At 38.5% G+C, this 24,319-nt stretch carries 21 protein-coding genes; 2 read left to right on the forward strand and 19 right to left on the reverse strand.

The features are described from left to right. Nucleotides 1-108: 108 nt before the first annotated feature. Entirely contained in the window at nt 109-1,014 is a 906-nt protein-coding gene (locus WA338_RS18440; protein ID WP_009781239.1) for a TIGR01777 family oxidoreductase, read from the reverse strand. Between the two features lie 148 nt (nt 1,015-1,162). On the opposite strand from WA338_RS18440, the gene lnt reads away from it, so the two are divergent. Beyond that, nucleotides 1,163-2,764, forward strand: coding sequence for an apolipoprotein N-acyltransferase (gene lnt, locus WA338_RS18445; RefSeq protein ID WP_009781240.1), 1,602 nt, complete (start codon nt 1,163-1,165; stop codon nt 2,762-2,764). Nucleotide 2,765: 1 nt separating this feature from the next. Here lnt and WA338_RS18450 read toward each other — a convergent pair whose 3' ends face one another. The 17 genes from WA338_RS18450 to WA338_RS18530 all read right to left on the reverse strand — a co-directional run bounded on the left by WA338_RS18450 (nt 2,766) and on the right by WA338_RS18530 (nt 22,000). Continuing rightward, complete coding sequence (locus tag WA338_RS18450; protein ID WP_009781241.1) at nt 2,766-4,154, reverse strand: sugar transferase; 1,389 nt, start codon at nt 4,152-4,154, stop codon at nt 2,766-2,768. Between the two features lie 36 nt (nt 4,155-4,190). Next, entirely contained in the window at nt 4,191-5,204 is a 1,014-nt protein-coding gene (locus WA338_RS18455) for a glycosyltransferase family 4 protein (protein ID WP_336094480.1), read from the reverse strand. Next, the gene (locus tag WA338_RS18460; RefSeq protein ID WP_009781243.1) at nt 5,161-6,531 is read right to left on the reverse strand and encodes an O-antigen ligase family protein; all 1,371 of its coding nucleotides are present in this window, start codon (nt 6,529-6,531) and stop codon (nt 5,161-5,163) included. Before WA338_RS18460 ends, WA338_RS18455 begins: the two co-directional genes overlap by 44 nt. Further along, nucleotides 6,515-7,585 (reverse strand): glycosyltransferase, encoded by a 1,071-nt coding sequence (locus tag WA338_RS18465; RefSeq protein WP_009781244.1) that lies wholly within the window; start codon nt 7,583-7,585, stop codon nt 6,515-6,517. Before WA338_RS18465 ends, WA338_RS18460 begins: the two co-directional genes overlap by 17 nt. A 3-nt stretch (nt 7,586-7,588) precedes the next feature. Continuing rightward, complete coding sequence (locus WA338_RS18470) at nt 7,589-8,701, reverse strand: glycosyltransferase family 4 protein (protein WP_009781245.1); 1,113 nt, start codon at nt 8,699-8,701, stop codon at nt 7,589-7,591. Further along, complete coding sequence (locus WA338_RS18475) at nt 8,698-9,693, reverse strand: glycosyltransferase family 2 protein (protein ID WP_009781246.1); 996 nt, start codon at nt 9,691-9,693, stop codon at nt 8,698-8,700. Before WA338_RS18475 ends, WA338_RS18470 begins: the two co-directional genes overlap by 4 nt. Nucleotides 9,694-9,704: 11 nt before the next feature. Continuing rightward, entirely contained in the window at nt 9,705-11,213 is a 1,509-nt protein-coding gene (locus WA338_RS18480; protein WP_009781247.1) for a glycosyltransferase family 2 protein, read from the reverse strand. Further along, entirely contained in the window at nt 11,210-12,349 is a 1,140-nt protein-coding gene (locus WA338_RS18485) for a glycosyltransferase family 4 protein (protein ID WP_009781248.1), read from the reverse strand. The genes WA338_RS18480 and WA338_RS18485 overlap by 4 nt, the downstream gene beginning before the upstream one ends. Then, nucleotides 12,349-13,440 (reverse strand): glycosyltransferase family 4 protein, encoded by a 1,092-nt coding sequence (locus WA338_RS18490; protein WP_336094486.1) that lies wholly within the window; start codon nt 13,438-13,440, stop codon nt 12,349-12,351. Before WA338_RS18490 ends, WA338_RS18485 begins: the two co-directional genes overlap by 1 nt. Further along, nucleotides 13,437-14,843: a hypothetical protein gene (locus WA338_RS18495; RefSeq protein WP_336094488.1), complete on the reverse strand. Its 1,407-nt coding sequence runs from the start codon at nt 14,841-14,843 to the stop codon at nt 13,437-13,439. The genes WA338_RS18490 and WA338_RS18495 overlap by 4 nt, the downstream gene beginning before the upstream one ends. A 51-nt stretch (nt 14,844-14,894) precedes the next feature. After that, entirely contained in the window at nt 14,895-16,019 is a 1,125-nt protein-coding gene (gene neuC, locus WA338_RS18500) for a UDP-N-acetylglucosamine 2-epimerase (protein ID WP_009781251.1), read from the reverse strand. Further along, nucleotides 16,016-17,056 carry an N-acetylneuraminate synthase gene (neuB, locus tag WA338_RS18505; protein WP_336094491.1) on the reverse strand — a complete coding sequence of 347 codons (1,041 nt, stop codon included), beginning with the start codon at nt 17,054-17,056 and terminating at the stop codon, nt 16,016-16,018. The genes neuC and neuB overlap by 4 nt, the downstream gene beginning before the upstream one ends. Before the next feature lie 16 nt (nt 17,057-17,072). After that, nucleotides 17,073-17,753, reverse strand: a complete 681-nt coding sequence (locus WA338_RS18510) for an acylneuraminate cytidylyltransferase family protein (RefSeq protein WP_336094493.1) — start codon at nt 17,751-17,753, stop codon at nt 17,073-17,075. Then, the gene (locus WA338_RS18515) at nt 17,743-18,717 is read right to left on the reverse strand and encodes a glycosyltransferase family 2 protein (RefSeq protein WP_336094495.1); all 975 of its coding nucleotides are present in this window, start codon (nt 18,715-18,717) and stop codon (nt 17,743-17,745) included. The genes WA338_RS18510 and WA338_RS18515 overlap by 11 nt, the downstream gene beginning before the upstream one ends. Beyond that, nucleotides 18,714-19,952, reverse strand: a complete 1,239-nt coding sequence (locus tag WA338_RS18520) for a UDP-glycosyltransferase (protein ID WP_336094497.1) — start codon at nt 19,950-19,952, stop codon at nt 18,714-18,716. Before WA338_RS18520 ends, WA338_RS18515 begins: the two co-directional genes overlap by 4 nt. Nucleotides 19,953-19,974: 22 nt before the next feature. Further along, nucleotides 19,975-20,877, reverse strand: a complete 903-nt coding sequence (locus tag WA338_RS18525; protein WP_336094499.1) for a glycosyltransferase family 2 protein — start codon at nt 20,875-20,877, stop codon at nt 19,975-19,977. 106 nt (nt 20,878-20,983) lie between these two features. Then, entirely contained in the window at nt 20,984-22,000 is a 1,017-nt protein-coding gene (locus tag WA338_RS18530) for a glycosyltransferase family 2 protein (RefSeq protein WP_336094501.1), read from the reverse strand. A 40-nt stretch (nt 22,001-22,040) separates the two neighbouring features. Between WA338_RS18530 and WA338_RS18535 the strand changes: the two genes are divergently transcribed. Then, nucleotides 22,041-22,988 (forward strand): beta-1,6-N-acetylglucosaminyltransferase, encoded by a 948-nt coding sequence (locus WA338_RS18535; protein ID WP_336094502.1) that lies wholly within the window; start codon nt 22,041-22,043, stop codon nt 22,986-22,988. On the opposite strand, the gene WA338_RS18540 is transcribed toward WA338_RS18535, so the two are convergent. Further along, entirely contained in the window at nt 22,985-23,935 is a 951-nt protein-coding gene (locus WA338_RS18540; protein WP_336094504.1) for a glycosyltransferase family 2 protein, read from the reverse strand. The two genes, WA338_RS18535 and WA338_RS18540, sit on opposite strands and share 4 nt — an antisense overlap. Nucleotides 23,936-24,319: the final 384 nt, after the last annotated feature.

Genomic DNA, 24,319 nt, shown 5'->3' on the forward strand with positions numbered 1-24,319 from the left:
AGGCAAACACCATATGTGGAAACCTTTAAATTTGCAGCATAAAAATTTGCACAAACCTTAGAATACAGACAGGCTTGACCTGAGGTAGTTTACTTTCTGCAAAGCGTATTAAGCAAGTAAATCCTTCAATGCTTGATTGAGTTGCGTGTATTTAAAAGAATAGCCTTGATGTTCTATTTTTTGGGAACTTACTTTCTGGCTTTCTAAAACCACTGCGGCCATTTCGCCTAAAATCAATTTGAGCATAAAGGCAGGAACTTTAGGGAAAATAAGAGGCTTGTTTAAGATCAAAGCCGCTTCTTTTGTCAAGGTTTCGTTAGTAACCGGCGCAGGCGCAACCGCATTATAAACTCCATTATTTTTGTTTAAAATCACTTCTTTAAAAATCCCGGCAAGATCTTCGAGATGAATCCAGGATTGCCATTGTTGCCCATCGCCTAACGGACTCCCTACATAATATTTTATAGGCTGAATCAACTTTTCTAAAGCTCCGCCATTTTTTGCCAGAACTACACCAACACGCACTTTGGCAACTTCAAGTCCTAAGGTCTCAAATTGATCTGCTGCTTTTTCCCAGGCTTCAACGACCGCACCTAAAAATCCCGGATTGTACTTTTCAAAAGACTCCGTGTATAGTTGTGTTTTAGACGAAGCATATGCCCCAATAGCACTCGCTGAAACAAACTGCTCTACCTCGTGATCTGTTTCTTTTAAAGCACGCAAAAGGAGGTTTGCAGTCTCCGTTCTACTTTCTAAGATTGTTTTTTTATAGGCTTCGGTCCAACGCTCGGCAATACTTGCCCCGGCTAAATGTACGATGGTACTAACGCCATCTAGGCAAGCCTTATCAATTTCGCCTTTGGCCGTATTCCAAAGAAATCCTTTATAATTAGATTTGGTTTCAATTTTATTCGGGCTTGTAGTCAAGTAGTACACCTCGTGACCGGCTCCGTGCAATTGCCTCGTAAGCTCTTGCCCTACCAAACCGGTAGCACCTGTAATAAGAATTCGCATTTTTGGTTTTTGTCCTAAGTTAGCCACAATTCAAAAAGTGCAGGACGCCTTTTAAATAGGTTTAACACAATGGCGTATATATTTTCAGCTCTGCTTTTACGTTATAAATTGAGGTTACTGTAACTTGCTTCAGTCTTAGAAACTGTTTATGAAAAACTTTTTATTGGCACTTGCTACTGGATTATTACTAGCTTTAGCCTGGCCGACTTATGGATTTCCGTTGCTTTTGTTTTTTGGGTTTGTTCCTCTGCTGTTAGCTACACACAATCTCAACACTAAAGCAGCAAAAAGCCCAAAACTCAAAATTTTTGGGCTCGCTTACGTCGCTTTTTTCACCTTCAATATCATCACCACGTGGTGGCTTTATAATTCTACTCCTTTCGGGATGTGGTTTGCCGTGCTGGCAAATGCATTGCTTATGACTTTTGTATGGATGCTTTATGTGCGCATAAGCAAACGCTTTTCTAACCGTCTAAGCCTTGTCTTTCTCGTAGCCCTGTGGATGCTGTATGAATTTATGCATCTCAACTGGGAATTTGCCTGGCCTTGGCTCAACTTAGGCAATGCTTTTGCAACCTACACGGGCTGGATTCAATGGTATGAATACACCGGGACTTTTGGCGGAACACTTTGGGTTTGGGTATTGAATGCACTACTTTTTCAAGCACTTTTAGCCTTTAAGGAAACTAAAAAAATAAAGCAGCTAAGCATCCAAATAGCTATTGCCTTCGGAATCATTTTAATTCCTATTGGAATCAGTCAGCTTATTTTAGCGAATTACATCGAAACTGAAAACCCCGTTGAAATTGTACTGCTTCAACCCAACATTGACCCGTACACCGAAAAATACAATACGACAAACGAGCGCATTGCAGATCTACTTTTTGAGGAAGCTTTCAAGACGCTTACCCCTTCAACAGATTATCTTATCGCTCCCGAAACCGTACTTGCTGAAGGTGCCGGGGTTGATCTTCGTAATTTTGAATTTAGTACGGAAAAGGAAAAAGCAACGAGTTTTTTAAGTAACTATCCCAACCTAAATTATCTCGCAGGAATACAATTTTACCGCGTGTACAACGACAAAGCCGCTACCTTACCTACCTCAAATTACGTAGGCAAAGATCGCATAGGGAATCCTATTTGGGCAGACTTTTTCAATTCGGCTTTTCTTTTAAACGCTTCTGACAGCACGCAGATTTATCATAAAAGTAAACTCGTAGTTGGCGTTGAAAACTTTCCGTATCAAAGTATTTTAAAACCTGTATTGGGTGATGTGATGCTTGATCTGGGCGGCACGGTTTCTATGAAAACAACGCAAGAAAATCGTGTTGCTTTTACCGGAACTGATGGTACAAAAGTAGGTCCCGTGATTTGTTATGAATCTGTTTACGGTGACTTTGTTACCGGTTATGTTCAAGAAGGTGCCCAGTTTCTCGCGATCATCACCAATGATGCGTGGTGGGGCAACACCCAGGGACACAAACAGCACCTTAATTATGCACGATTACGAGCCATTGAAACCCGTCGCAGTATTGCACGCAGTGCAAACACGGGAATTTCGGCTTTTATCGATCAAAAAGGAGCAATTACAAAAGAATTGGGCTACGGTTTACGCGGAAGTTTAAAAGGCACGATCAATACTAATGACCGCCTTACATTTTACGTACGTTATGGGGATTATCTTGCTAAACTTGCCTTTATACCGGCAAGTATCTTGCTTCTACTTTCCTTTTTCAAAAAAGCAAAATAGCTTATTGCCCGCGATAGTATACTACCGTACTGATGGTTTTCAGCAAGATATTTAGATCAAGAAAGAGATTGCGGTGTTTGATATAGAATAGGTCGTACTGCAATTTTTCGAGCGTATCATCTACAGATTCGGCATACCGGCCGCGCACTTGTGCCCAACCTGTAAGTCCCGGCTTCACCGCGTGTCTGATCTCGTAAAACGGTATTTTTTCTGAAAGTTCTTTTACAAAAACGGGACGTTCTGGCCGGGGACCAATAAGACTCATTTCGCCTTTTAAAATATTGATACATTGCGGAATTTCATCAATACGTAAATTGCGTAGAATTTTACCAAAAGGAGTGATACGCCTGTCGGTTTTACTCGCATACTGCGCACCTCCTGCTTCGGCATCAACGATCATCGTACGCAATTTGATGATATTAAACGGCTTCCCATTAAGTCCAACACGCTCTTGGGTGTAAAAAAGCGGACCGCGATTTGCGATTAAATTCCCGAGAAAGACAAGCGGAAAAATAAAAAGACTCAAAAAGACTACACATAATGCAAAAATCGCATTAAACAACCTGCTGATAAAAAGATAGAATCGGTTTTTATTGCTTCGGCTAAATGGGAAATATTTATAAAAATCACGCTCTACGTGCTGCACCGGAACCCGATGTGTAATTTCTTCATAAACCTGAGTGTACTCCCGTATAGGAAAACCACGCTCCAACAACACAAGCAACTTATTATACAGATCAACCCCAACCCCTTTCGCCGAACTTGCCACGACAATTTCAGAAACTGTATAGCGCTTGATGGCTTTGATCAAATTATGTACTTCGATGGCTTTAAGTCGTTTATCAAAATCTTCGGGATGCACCTCATCGGTATTTACAAAACCGATCACGCGATAATTAGGGTCGGCTCTGTGTAAATTGGCCGCGATAAGGTTGATATCAAAGCTATTTCCCACTACTAAAATACGTTTATTAAAACGTGGGGCTGACACCAGTTTGATATAGGCATATCTCCAAAAGAGTATCCCTGCCACCATTGAACCAAAAAACATAAGTATTTGCAATCGGTTGTCTGGTAAAACCGGTGTGACAAATGGCGTTAGTATAAAAAACAAAACCGTTGTAGAAACGGTAAGTAGAACATTCTTGAGTGTCGTTTGAAAAGATGCAGCTTTTTGTAAATCATACAGCTCAAAAATCGCTGCAAAAACCGTGTAGTAAAGCCATAATACTAAAATCCATCCCCACCTGCTATACCTGATCTTCAAATAATCAAAATGAAATAAACTGTAGACAAGAATAAGCATCAAGGTAATCGAAGCCAAATCGAAGACGCGTAATAAAATTTTACGCTCAGAAATTTCAAAATGAATTTTGGGTATCCAAGACATGAAGGGGGCTGTTTGGTGCCTCAAATATAACCTATTTTAAGACAATAACTTATGCCACTGTAATTTTACCTGTTTCCAGGCAAAACCTCCAGCTGTTGCTCTTCCTGATTCAGAAAGACAATAAGCTAATTTTGGATCACGCAATAAATGATTTATAGAATGAATAAATGCCTGCGCATCTCCGTCAGGAACAAGAAGTCCGTTCTCCTGATGACGGATTAAATAAGGAATCCCACCTACTTCAGTAGAAATGACCGGTAGTCCTAGCACCATAGCTTCAATAAGACTTACCGGTGTATTGTCGTAATGTGTCGTATTGATAAAGATATCATATTCCGCAGCCATAGAACACCAAGCTTCACGGGATAATTTTCCCGGAAACTGCACCTGAACACCAAGTTTTTCAGCGTGTTCTTTACACTTTTTTAGCGATCCATCCTTATCAGGACCTATCATACACAGCTGGGCTTCAGGATACTGTTGCTTTAGTTTATGAACTAATTCTACCGCCAAAATGGGATTATAGATCTCTGCAAAGGAACGCACCCATAGCAATTTGGGCTTAAGATTAGACCGCTGCTTAAATTCATATAAACTTAAATCAATAGCATTGGGAATTAATTTGACATTCTGATAAGCCTTTTCTTGAAAACTTCGTTTGAGATATAAAGAGGGTGCTACATTAGTATAGGACTTCCCAAATATACGTCTGGATGCTTTCGGACTTTTTTCTAAGCGTTGCGGAAGATTTCCACCGTGAAGAATAGGAATATACTTTAAGCTGAATAATTTACAAAGACGAGCCGCGAGATAGGCATACCAAAAGCTTTGCGTACTATAGGTGTCGATCAAAACATAATCAGCCCAATGACGACTTTTGAACACCTCAACCAGCATATCAAAAAGCCTAAGAAATTTAGAACTTTTGCTACTTGCATAACGTAACGAAAACCTCTCTTGCTCCAGCCTCAACCCCAAAGTATCGACACCTGTTGGGGTATAGCCTTTATGGGCTAATTTGTTGCCGAGATAAAGTATTTTTTTTCTCATTAATTACGTTTAAAAGCGCCAGCGCGTAAATAAATGCCGGAGCCGCGACCCGCATAGAGGAATGATTTATGGTCAAAAACCAAAATCCATAAAAAGAATAGAACAAATAATTGTTTCTATTTCCTATTCTAAAAAACAATGGGGTTAATACTAAAATAAAAAGAGCAAGTAACCCAAACACGCCATGTTCTGACAACAGCCTACTGATCTCATTGTGAGAAGCAGCCAGTATATCGAGTTTTTCTTCGCGGTATTCTTTAGTCTTCCCTACACCGATCCCTAGTATTGGGTTGTTGACAAAAAACGTGAGTTCTGAAGTAATAAGTTCTTCTCTTCCTGTAGACAGATCTTCTTTAATGCGTCCTGCTGCATCCTTGTTGGCATAACGCAAATCGATAAGCCCCATCGTGCGGACGGAGGAGATCAACCAAGTGATGGCGATTGCGCCTCCGATGATCACTAAGTAAAATGAAATAGCATTTCGCTTTCTCCCGGAAACCCCTTGAAAATACATCACGATAAAAGCGATACTTATAAGCGCAGCCGTTAACACACCGCCTCGAGAAAAAGTGATAATTCCACGATAGGCCAAAAACATAAGCAATCCAAGATTGATAAAAAAGATGAGCTTATTGCGGCTGTTGACAAAGAGTTGAACGACTAAGGCAAACATTCCAATACCTAGGGCGGTGGACACTTGGTTAGGACCATACCCCCCGGAAAGTGCAAAATTAGATTGCGTTCCGTTAAGTACGTCCCGGGTATCGGGTGTAAAGAATAATAAATAGATCGAAAGTGCGATCACGGGCATTAAAAGACACCAAACCACATTATGCAACTGTTTACGGGTAATTCTACGGTCATAGCAATACAGCGCGGAAATCCCCAAACAAAATGGACCACTTAAATTGAAAATAACAGCCTTCCGCACATTCGTATCAAAATTCAGGGTTTCGGCAGCATAGATAACCCCCGGAATAAGCAAGATTAAATAGAGCCAGTAGGGTGCTGATTTCCGCGAAGTTCCACTAAAAAACAAGCCGATAAGAATGAAACAGATCACAGAATACTTCCCCGCTTCCCAAGGAATAATACTCCCACCGGTCATTCTAAAAAACACCTCACCTGCAGTCATATAAGCTGCCGCAAGTAAAGCCTGATTATTTTTATTTTTTGTCTGAAATGTCCATATCACAAAAAAAACGATAGACCCTAGAAAATAGAACAAACCTAAAAACCGAAATAAATAGATTGCAAAGCCTATAGCAGCATGAAGCCCTATAAGTTGCAAATACCGCTTATTATAGTTTTTAAATAATTTGATCATATATACCAATTACCTTCTTTACGATCTCCTGTGCGCCGTAGTGCTCTAGAACGCGTTTCTGAAAATGTATTGCATTGATTTCCGCTTCGTTTTTAGTATCCCTTAAACTCAGCAGCGCCGAAGTTAAAATTTCCGTATCATTCGCAGGAACACAAGATCCAAAACCGGCGAGCACTTCCTTGCACTGCCCCACATCTGTTGCTACTATGAGAAGTCCGGCTTGCCCATACTCTAACAATGCTAGAGGTAAGCCTTCTGAAGCTGAAGCGAGTACCCCGATATCGAAATGCGGTAAAATCGCCGACATTTTTAAATAAACCCCGTGATAGAAAACCGACTTTTTAACGGGGAATTGTGCGATGCGTGCTAAAAGCGAAGTTGCGTAGGAAGTGTTTGGTGCCTCTCCAAATAAATGCAAGGTATACTCAGAATCTGTTTCAAGTAACTTTTCAAAAGCATCTAAGAGCAAATGATGATTTTTTTGCCCTCGCAAATTAGCAACACAAACAATTCGCTTCCCTTTAATTCCTGCAAACTTCTTGGAGCTTTCTAAAGGAAATGCCTCTGCAATGAAATTACGCACATAGAAAGCATTACTAACTTTTAATGTACGTTGTGCCCAAAGTTTTAAATTCTCATTTACCGCAAAAACAGCATCAAAAGTTTTACTGCTCCATTTTAAAAATCCAACAGCTCGGTTTTCTAAATACTCACTATTCCCGTAATGATCGTGCCAAATCAATTTAAGTCCCGGGGTGATCATTTTAACTAAAGAAGCTATAAAATAACTGCTTCCGTGGGCTTGAAGGATTTGAATTTTATGCTCTCTTATAAAACGTCTCAACCGAAGCAGTGCAGCTATATCTACAGTTTTTGTTCGCTTTAAAAATAAATACGGCACCTCATCACACAACAATTCCTTTAGCGCACCCTCCTTTCGTGTAACCCCTAAAGCTGAAAACTCTATACAGTCATACAAGGCATTGGCATAATTGACCGCCACGCGTTCGGCACCACCGGTATCTAGACTGTCTATGAGTTGTAAAATACGCACGGTTTACAGGAGCTTTTTAAGTTCAGCTTCAAACAAATCTAAAGTATACGTACGTGACCATATGGAAGCTTTTTGTGCCATGTATCTCAGTCGGGCTTTATCCTTTAAAAGTGCTTCTAATTTGGTTATATCAGATTCAAGCTCAGCGTTGACCAAAACACCGCGATCACCATGGTCCAACATCCACGGCACGCAAGAAATTGAAGTAGCTATAGGAATAACACCCCACCACATGGCTTCTGCAATGGCTTTTGGCCAGCCTTCGCTTTTAGAAGGAAGTATTAAAAAATGACTTTTCGTGTAGGCTTCACCTAGCACAGAAGCGGATTGATTTCCGTGAAGAAAAGCACTTTTTTCTAGATGCTGCTCCGTGATAAAATCGAGAAGCATTTCCTTTAAGGGTCCGTCACCATAAAAATGAAGTTCTGCCGGAAAACCTTTGGAGATGAGTTCGTTTACTAGCTCTAAAGCATACAACGGTCGCTTACCCGGAACCAAAGATCCTACAAAGAGAAAACGCAAAGGCAAATCATATTTACGCTGAGGAAGCGCTTTCTTATCGGCTTCGGTATAGGTCGCGGTAAAAAAGGACTTAATATTTTTGCTTTGATGAGGCCAATCTCCGTAAACCAAAACCTGCATATTTTTGGTCAAAAAACGGTTGCTTAATATCCATTTTTGCAGATTATAACTCCAGGGCTGCTTCGCCTTAGGATCCCAGTTTCCCGCATACTTTGCCGTCTTTGTCTTCTTTGGAAAAAATAGCTGAACAAGTGCACCGAGCAAACCCATATTTCCGGGACAACGCAGATGAATGTGATCTGCACCCGACATTGCCCAATAAATTTTCTTAATTATTACCGGCAGCACCAAAAGTGCTCGCCCTACCTGAGCAATACCGGTAATGTCAAACGAAGGGACTTTGATCAATCGTAAACTTTTAGCTTTATAAGCTAAGTCTATACTTCCAGGATTTTTTGAGCTGAACGTACCTACTACATCAACTTCATCTACGTCTTTGAACCACAAATTCATTTCACGAACATATGGGCCATAGGAATAAAAATCTCCATCCTTTTCAAAATGCTCAATATGTGTAATTACTGCAAATTTCATTGAGGCTTTGGCTTATTAAAAAGCAAACTCCACCATCCCGCGACCCTACCAGCAGCTTCATTAAATGCTCCTTTTTTATCTACAGCTGTAAGCACATTTGTAACTCTAATGAGAGTAAGTAATAATGCAGTCGCATTCCATTTAAAGCGTGCTTTTAAATTCGGATTTGGATATTTAACCCGCCACACATACCAACCATTTCGAATCACCATTTTCCCGTATTTATAGAGATCAGGCCTTCCTGAAGGATCGTGATAATGTGACAATTGTGCCCTGGTGTTGATCCACAAAGAACCCAACTTCGAAGCTCTCAAGCTAAAATCGGCATCTTCATACAAGCCATAACCTTCAAAATAGCTGGAAAAACTAAGTTTCTCAAACAAGGATTTCCTATAAGCTGCCACACCTCCCATTAGTTGCTCTACTGGGTATGTTTTTCCGGAAGGGGGTAAAAAACTAATAGATCGTCCATGTCCAAAATTAGGCATAAATCCGGGAGCAGCATCAGGCTGTAATCCAAATAACGCACGCAATTGAAACCGACTACCTTCTTTCCGTTGATACCCATCAAAACCAAACCAACTTGCTCGTGGCTCATTTTGATCGGATTCCCAAGCTACTTCATTGATAATATAACCTCCCACCCCAACAGCATTAGGTTTTTCATGAAAAGTATGAAGAATTTGCTCAAAATAATCAGGCTCAAGGACCACATCATCATCCAAGAAACACACAATTTCAGACTTGGGATTAAGCTTCTCTATCCCAAAATTCCGCTGAAGGGTAAGTCCACGATCCTGCTTTTCAACCTTAAAATACTTTAGATTTTTAATAACCTCCTTTATAAGCACATTTTCAGTTTGGTTATCTATCGAACCATCGATCACTAAGATTTCATCGGGATAAAGCCTCTGCTTTTGAACCGATTTTAACAAGGTTACTAATGCTTGTGAGCGCTGATAGGTGCATATAATTAAGGAAAAAATGGGCATAAACTAAAAGGCTATTTATAACGTTCTCCAAGTGCGATCAAGCGTTGTGCATACCATTTCGAAAGTCTATACTGCTTCAACTTCTTTGGAACATTAAGCAACCGCTTCAGTACTAAATAGGATTTACCATTAACCAAATTCAATATAAAATGCTTGTATTTATATTCTTTCTGCTGACTTGGAGTAAAATGCTTTAAGGTATAATAGAGTATTGTTGGACTTGGCACAGGTTTTAACATTCCTACAGGTGCATTCAACTCCCAAGGTTTTGAAGTTGGTTTTTCTTGCCCCCAAAATCTATATCCACCCGCTGGTGGCTTTAAGTGCAAATTAACCGAAAACGGATTATACATTACTACAGCTCCTTCTTTTAATAGACGCAGGCCAAAATCGCTATCCTCTCCGTACCCACCATCATAGTTAACATCATTCCCGATCAGCTTTTTGACCCATTGCATTCTTACACAACTATTAGCATTACTAAATTGATGCGCTACTCCGGCTTTTTGCAAACTTGTTGGAGACCGTTTTAAAAAAGCATCCAAATCAGTCAAATCATTTGTATAATGCGCAGCCCTAATATCTCTTCCATTACAAGCATCTGCCTGATAGGTTTCTAAAAAACGAATATGATTTTCAACAAAATCCGGAGGTATTCTAATATCATCATCTCCAAAAATGATATAATCCCCTTTACAATATTCTAAAGCCTCATTACGAGCACGACAACTCCCGGTAGATTCTTGCCAAATTAATTGGAATTCATACGGTAAGTCTAGATTATAAAGGGCTACATTTCTGAATTCTTCTGGAGTTGCATCTATTACAATGACTTTTATAGGTAAAATACTTTGCGCTGCATAATCCTTTAAAAGCTGTACAGTATATTCCTGTCGAAACATAGTAGGGATTACCACAGAAACTTTGGGAGCCTCTATAGTGACTAAAGTTTTTAAAGGCAATGTTACTAAGTTCGATGTAGCTGATTGATGGGTAGCGGATTCAATAAAATAATACAGCTCAGAAAACCACTTAGAAAGAGGCTGCCTGAGCATCATATAAATACTATGCCCAGTTTTGAAATGTTTACGATAAAATGCATACCTGTCTTCAGTCTCAATGTTTGCGCTATTTGCACTTAATGCGTATAAGCCTTTGACGTAAATGGGAACTCCCCCAAGTTCTCTTAAAAGCGTGTAGCCAAGATCAATCCCTTGCATTATTTCGCTATTATACCGTGCATCAAAGCCATTAAGCAACTTCCAAACGTTCTCTCGAATTACAAAACAGCTTGCATTTACGCGCCAATTTATACAACTCGTAGTATTTTCAAAATCATTGATAAACCACCAGAATGTAGCTGTTTGATAAACGATTTCCGGGAAACAATTTTTAAAACCTTGATCATAACTGGAATGCCAAAGATCCCCTGGTCCCTTAGCCAACTGATCTAGCATATTTAAATCAGGAGCACCCGTGTATAACAAGATTTCTCCTGTATCAGTTATATAGCGATTCATTCGTTGATAACAGTTTTATAAAATGCTACATTTTGTTCTACCACAACCTCAGTCGCAAAATTCAGTTTCAGATGTGCTCGTGCTTTCTTACCCATTTTTAAACGAAGTTTGGAATTTTCTAACAGTTCCTGAATGCTATTGGCAAACTGTTGATGTTCTTTTGGATTTACCGTATACCCGGTTTCACCATCGATCATCACCTCGTTTGCCCAACCAATATCAGAAGTTACAAGTGCCTTTTCCATCGCCATGGCTTCAATCCAGGTCATGGGTAAGGCTTCAGCAAAACTAGGTAGCACAACCACACTAGCTCGTGCAAGTTCATGTTCAATTTCAGCATAGGGCAATACTCCCACAAACTGCACTTGACTATGATATTCCGCCTGAAGCTGTTCTAAAAAAAGAGTTTTAGTAGAACGGTTCACTAGTACATCGATTGTATCTTTTCCTGCTAAAATGAGTTTGACCGCTTTAGTCTTTTGAAAAAGCAAATTGCAAATTTTTGCCAATTCCAACACTCCTTTCTTACGAATCAAGGTTCCAAAATATAGGATTCGATGAGCTTCAGCCTCAACTTTTGAAGGCTTAAAGAGTTCTGTGTCGATTGAATTAGGAATTACTTGTATTTCCTTTTTCAGTCCAAAAATTTCTTTGGTCAGTTTTGCGGTAAAAGCACTTACTGCAAGAATATGATCGGCATTTTTAAGTGCTAGTTGTTCAAACCAGCGATTCTTAGTTTTTTGTGTGCGTTGCTCCAAATGACAAAAATAGGCATCGGTCCCATGAAGTCGAATAACCAACGGACATTTAAAACGCATCAAAGCCGTAATTCCGGTCCAATCCGGTGCTTCGAGAACATTTATTCCCTCTAGAAGAATAAATTTATTAATATAACGCTGTAAAAATTTACGATGCAAATACCAGCCTGCAAGTTTATACTTCCGCTTAGCGATGCTGTGAATTTTGATTCCCTGATCTTCAAATTCCCTATCTTCCGCCTGACTGTACACAAAAACCGTAACGCGTTCCCCGGCCTGAATCAAACTTGCTGCCAGATTTTTAATACTGCTTCCTAAACCGGCAGACCCCTTAAGATCTTTATGAGGGTACTCGGGTGTTAAAAAAGCAATGTGCATCAGTCCAGTAAATTAATATGTTCTGCAACCATACGGTCTAGTGAATATTCCTTTTCAATTAAAGCCGAAGTATCTTCAGTTATTTTTCGACCTCCATTTACTACTTCTTCAATAATAGTTGCAAGAGCCCGTTTATTCTTTGGTTGAAATAAAAACCCATTCACATCCTCTTTAATAATCTCAGGATTGCCGCCAACTGTTGTAGTAATAACAGGAACATTTGCTGATAAACTCTCTAGGATGGAGAGACTGAAGCATTCCATATACGTTGGTTGAATGAGGTACTCATAATCGGCCAGAAGTTGTGGAATCCCTGAAGAACTTCCTTTAAAGCTTAGTAACCTATCGACCTCATTGTCTCTAGCCTGTTGCTTTAAACCTTCTTCCAGCGGGCCTTCCCCATAAATGCTGATGTGTAGACGTTTTTTTATAGCTTCTGACAAATAACCCAAAGCATCAATCAAATCCTGTATACCTTTAGACTCCCTAAGATGAGAAACCACAACAAACTGAACTTTACGTTCTGGATTCAGATCTTGATTTTCTCTCTTTTTAAATACAGAAGTATCAATCCCGTTATAGATCACCCCGGTCTTTTTAGCCACTACCGGCCCCAGATCTTCTACAATATTCCGGGCAGTATAGCTACTCACTCCTATAAACCGGTCTATAGCCTTATGATGTAAGTAGCCCTTGAGACGGTTCTTCAACCGTTTTTTAATAGGGAAACCATTTAAAGGACGTGGATTGTGATCTACTGCTATAATGGTTTCAATGCTTCCGGCAACTTTTGCTTTCTTATAAAAAGGGCTGCATAGTTCGGTAAAATGCGTAACCAGTGCGGTATAGGTTTTTTTATTTTCCTGAAGGTAGTTGAGAAAAAAGGCTTCCACACTTGAATTTCCTTCCGCAGAAAAAAGGGCAACACCCTCGTAAAATGTTTTATCCAAAACATCCGGAAAAAACCAATCTACTTCATAACCCTTAGCTTTCGCTGCTTTATCATAAGCCACAAAAAAACGATCCATACCGCCGATGCGATCGGCTCGAAGGACATAATTACAAACTACCGCTAATCTTTTGGTGCTCATAAAGTATTTTTTAAAGCTTGTACACAAGCTTGAGTGGTTTCGTCAAGAGGTTTTCCCACCTGCATATCGATAAGCTTCCTGCGATTTTCCAGATCCAGATTGGAATTACGCAGGTATGCGTTTACAGCAGCATACAATTCTTCTGCATTTTTTGCGATTTTAACGGCGCCACTTTTAACCACATTGTCATAATGCTCATACTGTAAAAACCGCTGATCGTTATAAAGTCCGTTAGCACCGTTACCAAAGGCCGTATTGACAACGGGCTTTTCAAATAGCATAAAGTCGAGGCTCATGGTTGATAGCATATTAACGTTAAGATCACAAAACTTAAGAATGGCTTTAAGCATGCTCAGGTCTTCACGTGTAGGTACCCGTTGAGACCAGGGTTCGGGATGCCCTTCCCGGGTGAGTTCCCATTTGGGATGATTCCATTTGATCTCAGGGTATTTTGTTTTGGTTTCTGCGAATCGCTGCTCGTCTTCAGCCGGTGAAGTTCGTACCAAAAGCTGGCACAAATCGATTGCTCCTGAACGAATCCCCTCTACCAAAGTAGCAATTACCAAAGGATCATTTGCTCCAATAGAAGCATCAGCACAACTGTAACAGATGATTTTTTCTTTAGAATTTAAATCTAAAGTCTTGTAAAACTTCCTTTCGGAAAGGTCAAATTGGGGTAACACATAAGGTTCAAACTGAGGTGTACCTACAACTGAAATAGCTTTTGCTCTGGTGTATGGGTAGAACCGAAGCAATTCGTGTTTCATCAAATCGCTCCAGACCAGAAAGTAATCAAAAGTCGCAGCCATCCTCCCTTTTGAAGCCAGATTATCCCAACTAAAAATAAACGAGGCGGTAGGAATCTGTAACTTTTTCGCCCAAAAAACTAGAGTAGCAATAAAGGGTGGTCGCTGATGCGTAAAAAACAACAGATCTGGCTTATGATCCCTTAAAATTTCACCATATTTAGCTACAGTTGCGTCTTTTGCAAAGCTCTGCTCCTGAAGCGTTTCATACTTGAGTATATTCTTTTCACTATAAAATACTGAACTAACGGTATAAACCAGGCGAACCAAAAGCCCGTGCGGGCTCCAGCTTTTTGCCTTATTCATCTCATAATTATCTGCAATACCCGGATTGGATTTATGTTTCTGCAGGTGTGCTACTTCTTTCAGTTTACGCCAAAACCAGTTCTTTTTAGTTTCAGTAAAAACAGGAAGTTCAACGATCGTAAAAACAGTTTTATCAAGCTCAGGAAATGCTGAAGAAGGAAGCCCTGAAAATATAATTACTTTTTTAAAAGAACGGGCTGCTTCAGTCATGAAAGTGCTCAGCACAAAGTTGCGAAAACCAACCCCATCTGTAATGACAATTCCTAAGGCCTTTTGAGATTCTAAATTCAAGATTTTAGATTCAAAGTTAGAAGTTTAAAATGCATATTTCATTTTTCAAAATTAAAGATCTCGAAACTGCTTTTGATGGTCTATTTTCCAAAAGGCTTCGGTTCTTAAGGCTTCCAGAAATCCAGAAGCTGCTGTTTTAGTACTTTTTGTCCCTTTTGGATTGACCTTTAGCGCTTTCGCGGAAGCGATACCTTTTAAAATAGCTGCTTTAGCATTATCCACGTGAATGATACTGTCAGTCTGCAAGTCGCGATTTTCTTGACGTCTGCCTACATTTACTGTGGGAATACCCAGATAGGGAGCCTCGTGAATACCGGCACTGCTGTTTCCTATTAAGAACGCCGCGTTTTTGAGCAAGGTAATAAAATACTCAAACCTCAAGGACGGAAAAAGCCGGAATCGCTGATGCTTTTCAAATTTACGATAGGCCTCCAAAATAGCCGAAGAACCTAGGTCGCTATTGGGGTAAATCACCACATAGTTTTGATTATCTTCCAATAGCGCCTGTACAAAATCATCTGCGTGCTTGGCAGTTTCCTGATGAGCTGTGGTTACGGAATGAAATAAAACTACCGCATAGCTTTCAAACGGAATGTTGTAATAAGTTTTTACAGTTTTGAGATTGGGTAAAGTTTCACTGAACAACACATCTAAATCAGCCGAACCGATGTTAAAAATACTGCTTTCGAGTTCGCCCATTTGTACCAAACGCTTAGCTGCCGTCCCATGAGAGACGAAATGAATATGACTCAATTTACTCACCGAATGCCTAATGAGTTCGTCAACCGTTCCTGAAAGTTCGCCACCTTCAATGTGACCAACTAGAATATTATTCAATGAACCCACGATTGCACCGGCCAAGGCTTCGACCCGGTCGCCATGAACGATTATTAAATCTGGCTGAAATGCTTTCACATAGGCCGAAAAACCTTCAATAGTTCTAGCCAGAGTGAGGTCCATAGTGGCTTCAGAGGTATAATTCGAGTAGCGCTCAATATTTTGAAAACCTGCTTTTTCAATTTCAATAACAGTGAGCCCATATTGCTCGAGCAGATGCATTCCGGTTGCAAAAATTCCATATTCAAAGTCAGTTGAATCGTGAATTGCCTGAATAAGCGATTTCAGTTTCCCAAAATCTGCCCGAGTGCCGGTAAGAAAAGCTATTTTTTTAATCACAGCACGTCACTTGCTTTCAACTGTTCATCTTCTGCAATAGTTCTTGCTGCCTTTTTCCCTAAAATATCTTCAAACTGCTCAGCTAAAATTTCCCCGGTTCCGGGACGCTTCACCCAAATATTTTTTTCGGTAAAGACCTCACCCTCCTTTATGGGTGCTATAGTACAAACGGTTGCAAATGCAAAATCAATAGTGACTTGTTCTTCCTTTACCGGAGCTTTTTCACCACCGCGCATGAGCCAGATTTCCTTACTCGACTGAATGAGTTCAGCGCAAGCTTCTTCATCCATACTACAGACAATGTCCGGTCCGGTACGCTGCATATGATCGGTAAAATGCCGCTCTAAAATAGAAGCTCCCAAAGCTACTGCACCCAAACAAGCATTATTGTTCAAGGTATGATCTGATAAGCCGAAAGGCACATCCGGAAAAGCATGATGCAGTTGAGTCATCGCGCCCAACCGCACTAAATGAGTAGGTGTTGGATATAAGTTAGTCGTATGCAGCAATGCGAAAGGTGTACCGGCGTCCTTAAAAATCTGTACAGCCTTAGAAACACTTTCAAGTGTATTCATCCCGGTACTAAGAATAACCGGTTTACCAAAACCTGCGATATGCTTAAGCAAGGGATAATTATTGCATTCTCCGGAACCGATTTTATAAGCCGAAACATTCATGGTGTTTAGACGATTTGCTGCTGCACGCGAAAAAGGAGTTGAGATAAATAGCATCCCTTTTTTCTCTACATAGTTTTTCAGAGCAACTTCATCCGCTTCATCAAGCGCACAACGCTTCATAATCTCATAAATAGAAATAGCTGCATTTCCCGGAATCACTTTCTTCGCTGCACCACTCATTTCATCTTCTACAATATGCGTCTGATGTTTAACCACTTCCGCTCCTGCGCGGTGGGCTGCATCCACCATTTCCTTAGCCACTTCTAGAGATCCTTCATGGTTAATACCAATCTCAGCGATGACAAGCGGTGGGTAATCTGGTCCTATTTTTCGGTTTTCGATCTGTATGTATGGGTTCAAAAGTCTGTGTTTAGTCTTAATTAGTATAATACTTCAAATACAACTCCGCTTTTTTAAAATCAGCTTCCGTATCAATGTCGATCTCGGCAAATGGATGATCCACAATTAAGGGATAGTTGTTTTCACCGAGGAGTTTGCCCTGATTTAATAATTCCGTTTTAAAAATATAGAGCAGTCCATTTTCAAAATATAAGGGTTCCAAATCCTGACTCCGCTGCCCCATTTTATAATTATAGGGTATAAACCGATTATTTGAAATGGTCCCCAATTTATGTTCGTTTCGGGAAACGGTCATCAGACTGTCGCAACCCTCTTGCTCAAAAACCGAAACAGCCTCATTAAGAAGACCTTCTGGTCTCAACGGATTTGTAGGCTGCAATAAAATAACCGCATCGTATTTTTTTTGTAATTGATCTACCGCGTGTTGCAAAGCGGTTACAACAGGTTCTTCATTACCTGCTAAGGCATCCGGTCTTTTAATAACTTCAACACCTACTTCTTTTGCATATTCAAGAACACGTGCATCATTAGAAGTGACTACCATATTACTAAAACCATTATCTTGAGCGTATGCTAAACTATGCCCCACCAACGGTTTATCTCCTAATTGCCGCATATTTTTTCCGGGAAGGCGTTGCGAACCGGCACGAGCGGGGATTAGGATAAGATAATTCTTCATTTGGAATCTAATAAACATTTATTTTTTTGAGCAACTTATCCCAAGGAAGAAAATTTATATTGAATAATTTATTACACTTAATCATTATCCTTAAAATATGAGAGGCTATTACTCCTCTTCGAGTAGCTTTTAAATTATCCTTAAGCCCTCTATAAATAACCTCAACATTGCTATTATGATTGTTAGCTATTGCCTTGTGTAATAAATTGATCAATAAACGATAAGCGCTATTTGCAACTTTGATATTCGAAAACCTTACTGATCTTTCTAAGTTTACTAAGATAGCAAATGCCTCAGACTCTTTAAATGATTCATTATATCCTTGATTTAATGAGGTTTTTGATGAAGGGTGTGATCTGTATAAAAATAATTCTTTTTCTATAATTCTGTATGATTCAGAGCTTAGGTCAACAAAAAGTCTTGTAAAGAATTCAAACTCCTGACTTTTTTCTAATGTGTTATCAAAAAGCGATTTATCAGTAAGGAAACTTTTCTTTAAAGCGACAGAAGCCGTAGTCAGTTTTAACTTCCACAAAAAATAATCTGTATACAATTCTTGTGTCTGGAAGACATGCATAGGCTTTTTATTTTCTAATAGTTCGTTAGTAAAAAAGCCAGAACTTATTACTAGTTTTACATTATTTTTAAAAGCCTGCATTTTAGTTTCGATAAATTGAGGAAGCATATAATCATCCGCATCAAACCAGTTAACAAAATCTCCCGTAATTTGATCAAAACCAAAATTTCGACAACTATTCGCTCCTTTAGGTAAGCTTGCAGGCCGTTGAAAAATTTTAAATCGAGTATCGTGTAAAGCAAAGAGCTCTGCAATATTCACACTTGAGTCCCTAGAGCCGTCGTCGACAACTACACATTCCCAGTTTAAATAAGTTTGCTTTTGTATACTGGTCAATGTTTCTTTTAAATACTCTTCACCATTGTATACAGGAATAATTATGGAGAACCTTGGATCTAGAATCATTTGGATATAAGTTCACTTAAAGTTTTCCTTAAATATGACGGTGAAAAATAATCTTGAAGTTTCACATTTAAAGGAGCAGTCGTATTATTTCTCCATTGATGATATAACTCTTTAATTCTAATTGTCATAAGCTCTACGTCACCAGCCTCAGCAACAAATGGATAATTTTCGCCTAAAAGTTGGCGCACTTCACTATGTTTTGGCCCCAGATGCAATATTGGACAATTAGCCTTAACAAGGTTGGGGAATTTAGCCGGTAAAAACGGACTCACTTCAGCCGCTGCTTCCAACACGATATTCACGGAACTATACTGCTCCAACAAACGTACTTGCTCATAATCCATAGATCCGGAATAGCGGTAAATGGTTTCTTTATCACTACAAACTTTAGAAAGTTCAGGTTCGTGATAATCACCCGGGCCTATCAATAAAAGTTTTGTAACTGCTTTTGCTTCGGGATGCTGCGCCAAAAACAGATTCCATGCCCGGATTAATGGAAACGGATCCCGCTGCTTTAATAAATTCCCTGCATGCAACACATTAAAATCATCAGGATCAAAAAACTCAGGAAAAGCTTTTTCTACAACCACAGCTTCACTGGCTTGGTGCGGTAGTACGATCCCTTTGGTTTTAAAGCTAGCATCAAAAGTTCCCATGCAGTCTTGCAGACATTGGGAAGGATATCCCAGCCATTCTGCTTTTTGAGCTACCTTTTTAAAAAAAGCTTCCTTCTGAACACTCCCGGGCTGAACCCAGTCATAGGGCTTGGGATACCAATGAAAAGGGTATGGATCGTGTATATAGGCCAACCATTTAGCCTGCCATTCTGGTAATTTCAACAAAGCAGCATGCGTACGGTAACTCGCTCCTTTACTCAATGTGAGTATAATATCATAGTCAGCTGCTCGTAAAGGTTTTAAAGCCGTCACCATAGTATTGACATCATTAAAAAATGTAAAGGAAAAACCAAACCGATTCTCTAGGAGCTTAGAAAAATCCCTTTGGGTAATGCGTTGCAAAACCCGCTGTCCCCGACTTAACCAATAATTTAGATCTGTTTTTCGCTCTTGAATTAAGATCGATTCAACTCCGGGTAAGTTTATTTCTTTATAGGAATAATGATAGACAGTGATTTCAAAGCCGGCTGACAACAAAGATTGTATAAAGGCATAATTGGCTTTCCCGGCGCTACTACTTGATACATCTAAGGTTTCAGATAAAACTAAAATTTTCACAATACGTAATACAATATTCTATTCAACCGATTTTTTTTTTTAATTTCAAAAAAATAAGTACTGCTGGACTCAAATAATAAATTGAAGCCATTTTTAGTCTAATAAAAATATTAATGGATGAATATTTTTCTAAATACTTGTACAATGACTTACTTCCTAACAATACTGCCATCCAACCAAAATATTTATAAAGTCGAGGAGTCATAAGGCCTTTCCTATTGAGCAAATCAATTATACTTTTGGATGCTTTAATTTTTGATTGAACTCGTAAAGGGTTGCCTCTATAAAATTCCCCCGTATTTGACTGAGCATGTTTTCGCCCATAATAGAGTGTTTTATCTATTGAAATACCATTATTCCCTTCGGTAAGTATATTAGTATAACACTCCCACTCTTCAGCATACAGGAGTTCTTCATTAAAACGGATATCTTTGAAACACTCTTTTCGCCATAATACAGAACAAGAATTAAATGGTAATTCTTGTGTAATTAACTTTGAATAGTCTTTTAAGCCTTGAATAGAAAAGCTTTCTAACTTCTGAGAAGTGTCAAAAACCTTATCAAACTTCCCTTCGAAAACTTCCCGTCTATACCTACAAAACATTAAATCTGGGCGGGAGGATATTTCACCTATTGAGATTTGCAAATTTTGCGGATGAACAATATCATCATCATCAAAAAAAATAACGAATTCCCCTTGCGCAAGATCTAGTCCCATATTTCTGCAACCCGGAAGTCCCTTCTTATATTTAAGACTTCTTTGAAAAAAACCTATTCTGGGGTCTTGTAAATAGGGAATCAAAACTTGATACGTGTTATCCTTACATCCGTCATCTATTATCAACAGCTCCCAATTTGTATACTCTTGTTTAAGTATACTTTGTATAGTTTCCTCTATAAAGAGTTCCCTATTATAGGTTGCCATAACAATAGAAACGAGGCTACACATAGATGATAATTTTTAGTACTTTAATAAATGGCAGATCCAACAATAGATACAATTGTAAAAATTCACTTTTCCAATTTCAATCTCAAGTACGGTTAAAAAAGAGTTTTAATAAGTAGAGGGTACTTTTTCGGCTATAATATCTAGAAAAGAATACACCTCTTTGATATTTTAAAAACCATAATAGGTCATTTAGTGTTAATACTCTAGAATCATTTAGTAAACTACTACGCATTTTTCGGTTTAACGACTCCAACTTCTCCAAATGACCTATTGTCTTCAAACTGTTCTCAAACTTTAGAAAATCTTTTTGTATTGCTTTGAAATTTTCACGATAGAATGTTAGATCAATCTTCTCATTTACATTTAAAGAGTGGATCAGAAACTTTGTCTCTTGATTAAAATTCAATTGATTTAGAATGTTGTGTATTGATTTTCTATTATTTTCTTGAAATACTTTCCTTTTCTTTAAATCTGTATTTAATTGCTTAGTGAGACTATCAGAATGTTGTCGATATTTATATAGATTATCATGTATTTGATAAAACGTAAAAGATAGTGATGCTCTAAGCCAAAAATCATAATCCTCTACACCGTGTAAATCTTTATCATATCCTTTAAGATATTCATATACCTTTCTTTTGTATAAAAAAGAAGCACCTATTACATTACCAAATAATATATGTGAAACTGGCAAACATAATTGTTGACGCTTGAAATCTCCAACTTCATTGATTATGTCATAGTTACTATATACAATATCGCAAGGCTCATTTTTAATAACGTCAACCATTGTTTTTAAAAAATCCGGCTTTAAAATGTTGTCATCTGATGTCCAAGTTAAAAATTCAGACCTTGCTTTACTATGCCCGATATTTAAACAATTGGGTAAATTCCTATTTACCTCATTGTCAATAACATTAACTCTCTGATCAATACGTGAATAATTCTCTATTATTTCTGAACTTTTGTCCGTTGAAGCATCATTAATTATAATTAGCTCTAAATTTTCATAACTCTGTGATAAAATACTTTTTATCGCGGAATCTAAAAATTTTTGTCCATTATAAACAGGTAATATTATCGAAACCAAACTATCCATATAAATCGTATTTTAACCTTTTATAAAATAACTATCTGATTTGATCACTTCTTACCTCATTCTAGCGCATAAAAATCCTGAACAACTATCTAGACTCATCGAACGCCTAGACTCAAGCAACTCTTACTTTTTTATTAATATCGATAGAAATCAACCGTTAAAACCCTTTATTAACTCAATGCCAAAAAAAAATGTTTTTTTTTTAAACGACAATCAAAGAAAATCAGGCAACTGGGGACGTACAGATATTGTTGAAGCCACAATCGAATTGATTAGAGAAGCTTTAAATGTAAAAGGGAAATCTTATTTAATACTTTTAAGTGGGCAAGATTATCCTTTAGTTAATAATTCCAGAATTAAAGAGACATTAATAAAAAATTATTATGATGGCTTTGTGTCTACTTTTTCCATACCAGTAGATGGTTGGACTAACAGAGGCCTAGACCGATTAAATTTTTACAGGATGTCATTAAGCAATAAAAGGTATGACTTTGTTTTGATCCCATCAATATGGGAGGAATCCTTCTACAACATTAGAGTGTTTAAAAGTTTATATGCTATTCTACGTCGAGGAAAAAAAAAGACTCTTTTCAAAATTTTAAGAAAAAGAAGACATCCTAACGACATTAAGCCTTTTGGTGGTTCTCAATGGTGGGCGATGTCTTCTAATTTAGCCAGACGAATTTTAAATTTTATAGACAATAATCCGTCATTTTTGAGATACCATCAGGACACTTTAATTGCCGATGAGATTTTTTTTCAAACTATAATACACCATATTGCGGAATTAGATCACACATTAAAAATTGCCCCATCATTAACATATACCAATTGGGAACGAAAAAATGTACCGCTTCCCGTAACCTTTGGCGCTGAAGATTTTGAAGAACTAAAAGAAGCTTCTAAAACCCATCTATTTGCACGTAAACTTGATATTGAAAGTGATACTGCTATCTTAGACAAGATTGATGCGGAGCTGTTATCTTAATTTTTGCTTTTAGCTACTTCCAGCAAAGACTCTCCTTTTCTAATACAAGCACCACTAACCAAAGAAAGTTTATAGAAAAGTAAACCTCTGAAGCCAAACACCCTAAAAACCAAGCTAGCAATCTGAAAAATTCGAGGTGGTATTTTATATTCTTTTACCAAGCCAAAGCTTAGGTTCATCAGATTACGCGTAAACTCCTTTTTTATATGCTTTGATATTTGATGCTTTATATCTTGAAATGTATACCAGTACACATCAATTAAAGCACTTTTAAAAGAACTGAATGAACTGGTCATTTGTTGTTGAATGGATACCCTATGCAATCTACGATGGGTTAAAACTTGTGGAATATAATGACCCTTTGTGGTAACCAGCAGCATTTTACAAAAGTAATTATAGTCTTGCCAAGATTGTAGATTTTCATTCCATCGAATACGCCCTGCTACATTACGTTTCAACATGACATCATAGGTGTACCAATGAATACGCCGTAGAATAAAATCTTCTGCAGTGATGCCGTAGGGTTTTTGCTCATAAACATAGGGAGCTTCAAATCCGTTCTCGCTAAAATTTTGGGTCTGGGCAATAACAAAATCTGCTTGTGCCTTTTGAATTTCCTCAAGTTTAACTTCTAGATGATCTGGAGTCATTAGATCATCACTATCAAACCAGATAACATAATCCCCAGTACTTTGATCAAAACCAATATTTCTGCAGCTATTTGCACCTTTGATGCTATTGCCTGGTCTTTGAAAGGCTTTAAAACGTTTGTCTTTTTCACAAAACTTCTTAACTATACTATAACTTGAATCAAAAGAACCATCATCCACTACAATACACTCCCAATTCGTATACGTCTGTGCCAGAACAGAGTCTAAGGTTTCCCCGATCAAATGTGCCCGGTTATACGTAGGGATGATGATAGAAACTAAGGAGTGTTCTTGCATAACTTAAATTCTATAAATCATTTTCAATAACATAGAAGGCTATACTCCTCCTGAGTACTTAACAACGCCGTAGCTCATCCGTAGCAAAGGCGTAGGTAAAGCGTGCTAGACCTCCATTAGAAAAACACCTGATTCCGGCAGAATCGGCAATAACGGCAAAATCGGCAGGAATGACCACCCCCAATTGCCTTAACTTAAAAACCAGCTTAATTTAGGCGTTATAAGTTTGCTTTAACTACATATTCCTAAGCAGTCACCAACAGGTTAGACCTGCTGTACTAAAGAAACAAGAATTAAACTACCTCAGGGCAAGCCTGTCTGTATTCTAAGGTTTGTGCAAATTTTTATGCTGCAAATTTAAAGGTTTCCACATATGGTGTTTGC

The organism is Leeuwenhoekiella sp. CH_XMU1409-2 (assembly GCF_037029365.1).
Lineage (GTDB): Bacteria > Bacteroidota > Bacteroidia > Flavobacteriales > Flavobacteriaceae > Leeuwenhoekiella > Leeuwenhoekiella blandensis.

Excerpts from the sequence above, each read along its gene's own strand:
- WA338_RS18440 (WP_009781239.1), bottom strand. The coding sequence starts at position 1,014 with ATGCGAATTCTTATTACAGGTGCTACCGGTTTGGTAGGGCAAGAGCTT.
- lnt (WP_009781240.1), top strand. The coding sequence starts at position 1,163 with ATGAAAAACTTTTTATTGGCACTTGCTACTGGATTATTACTAGCTTTA.
- WA338_RS18450 (WP_009781241.1), bottom strand. The coding sequence starts at position 4,154 with ATGTCTTGGATACCCAAAATTCATTTTGAAATTTCTGAGCGTAAAATT.
- WA338_RS18455 (WP_336094480.1), bottom strand. The coding sequence starts at position 5,204 with ATGAGAAAAAAAATACTTTATCTCGGCAACAAATTAGCCCATAAAGGC.
- WA338_RS18460 (WP_009781243.1), bottom strand. The coding sequence starts at position 6,531 with ATGATCAAATTATTTAAAAACTATAATAAGCGGTATTTGCAACTTATA.
- WA338_RS18470 (WP_009781245.1), bottom strand. The coding sequence starts at position 8,701 with ATGAAATTTGCAGTAATTACACATATTGAGCATTTTGAAAAGGATGGA.
- WA338_RS18475 (WP_009781246.1), bottom strand. The coding sequence starts at position 9,693 with ATGCCCATTTTTTCCTTAATTATATGCACCTATCAGCGCTCACAAGCA.
- WA338_RS18480 (WP_009781247.1), bottom strand. The coding sequence starts at position 11,213 with ATGAATCGCTATATAACTGATACAGGAGAAATCTTGTTATACACGGGT.
- WA338_RS18485 (WP_009781248.1), bottom strand. The coding sequence starts at position 12,349 with ATGCACATTGCTTTTTTAACACCCGAGTACCCTCATAAAGATCTTAAG.
- WA338_RS18490 (WP_336094486.1), bottom strand. The coding sequence starts at position 13,440 with ATGAGCACCAAAAGATTAGCGGTAGTTTGTAATTATGTCCTTCGAGCC.
- WA338_RS18510 (WP_336094493.1), bottom strand. The coding sequence starts at position 17,753 with ATGTTTATTAGATTCCAAATGAAGAATTATCTTATCCTAATCCCCGCT.
- WA338_RS18515 (WP_336094495.1), bottom strand. The coding sequence starts at position 18,717 with ATGATTCTAGATCCAAGGTTCTCCATAATTATTCCTGTATACAATGGT.
- WA338_RS18525 (WP_336094499.1), bottom strand. The coding sequence starts at position 20,877 with ATGGCAACCTATAATAGGGAACTCTTTATAGAGGAAACTATACAAAGT.
- WA338_RS18530 (WP_336094501.1), bottom strand. The coding sequence starts at position 22,000 with ATGGATAGTTTGGTTTCGATAATATTACCTGTTTATAATGGACAAAAA.
- WA338_RS18540 (WP_336094504.1), bottom strand. The coding sequence starts at position 23,935 with ATGCAAGAACACTCCTTAGTTTCTATCATCATCCCTACGTATAACCGG.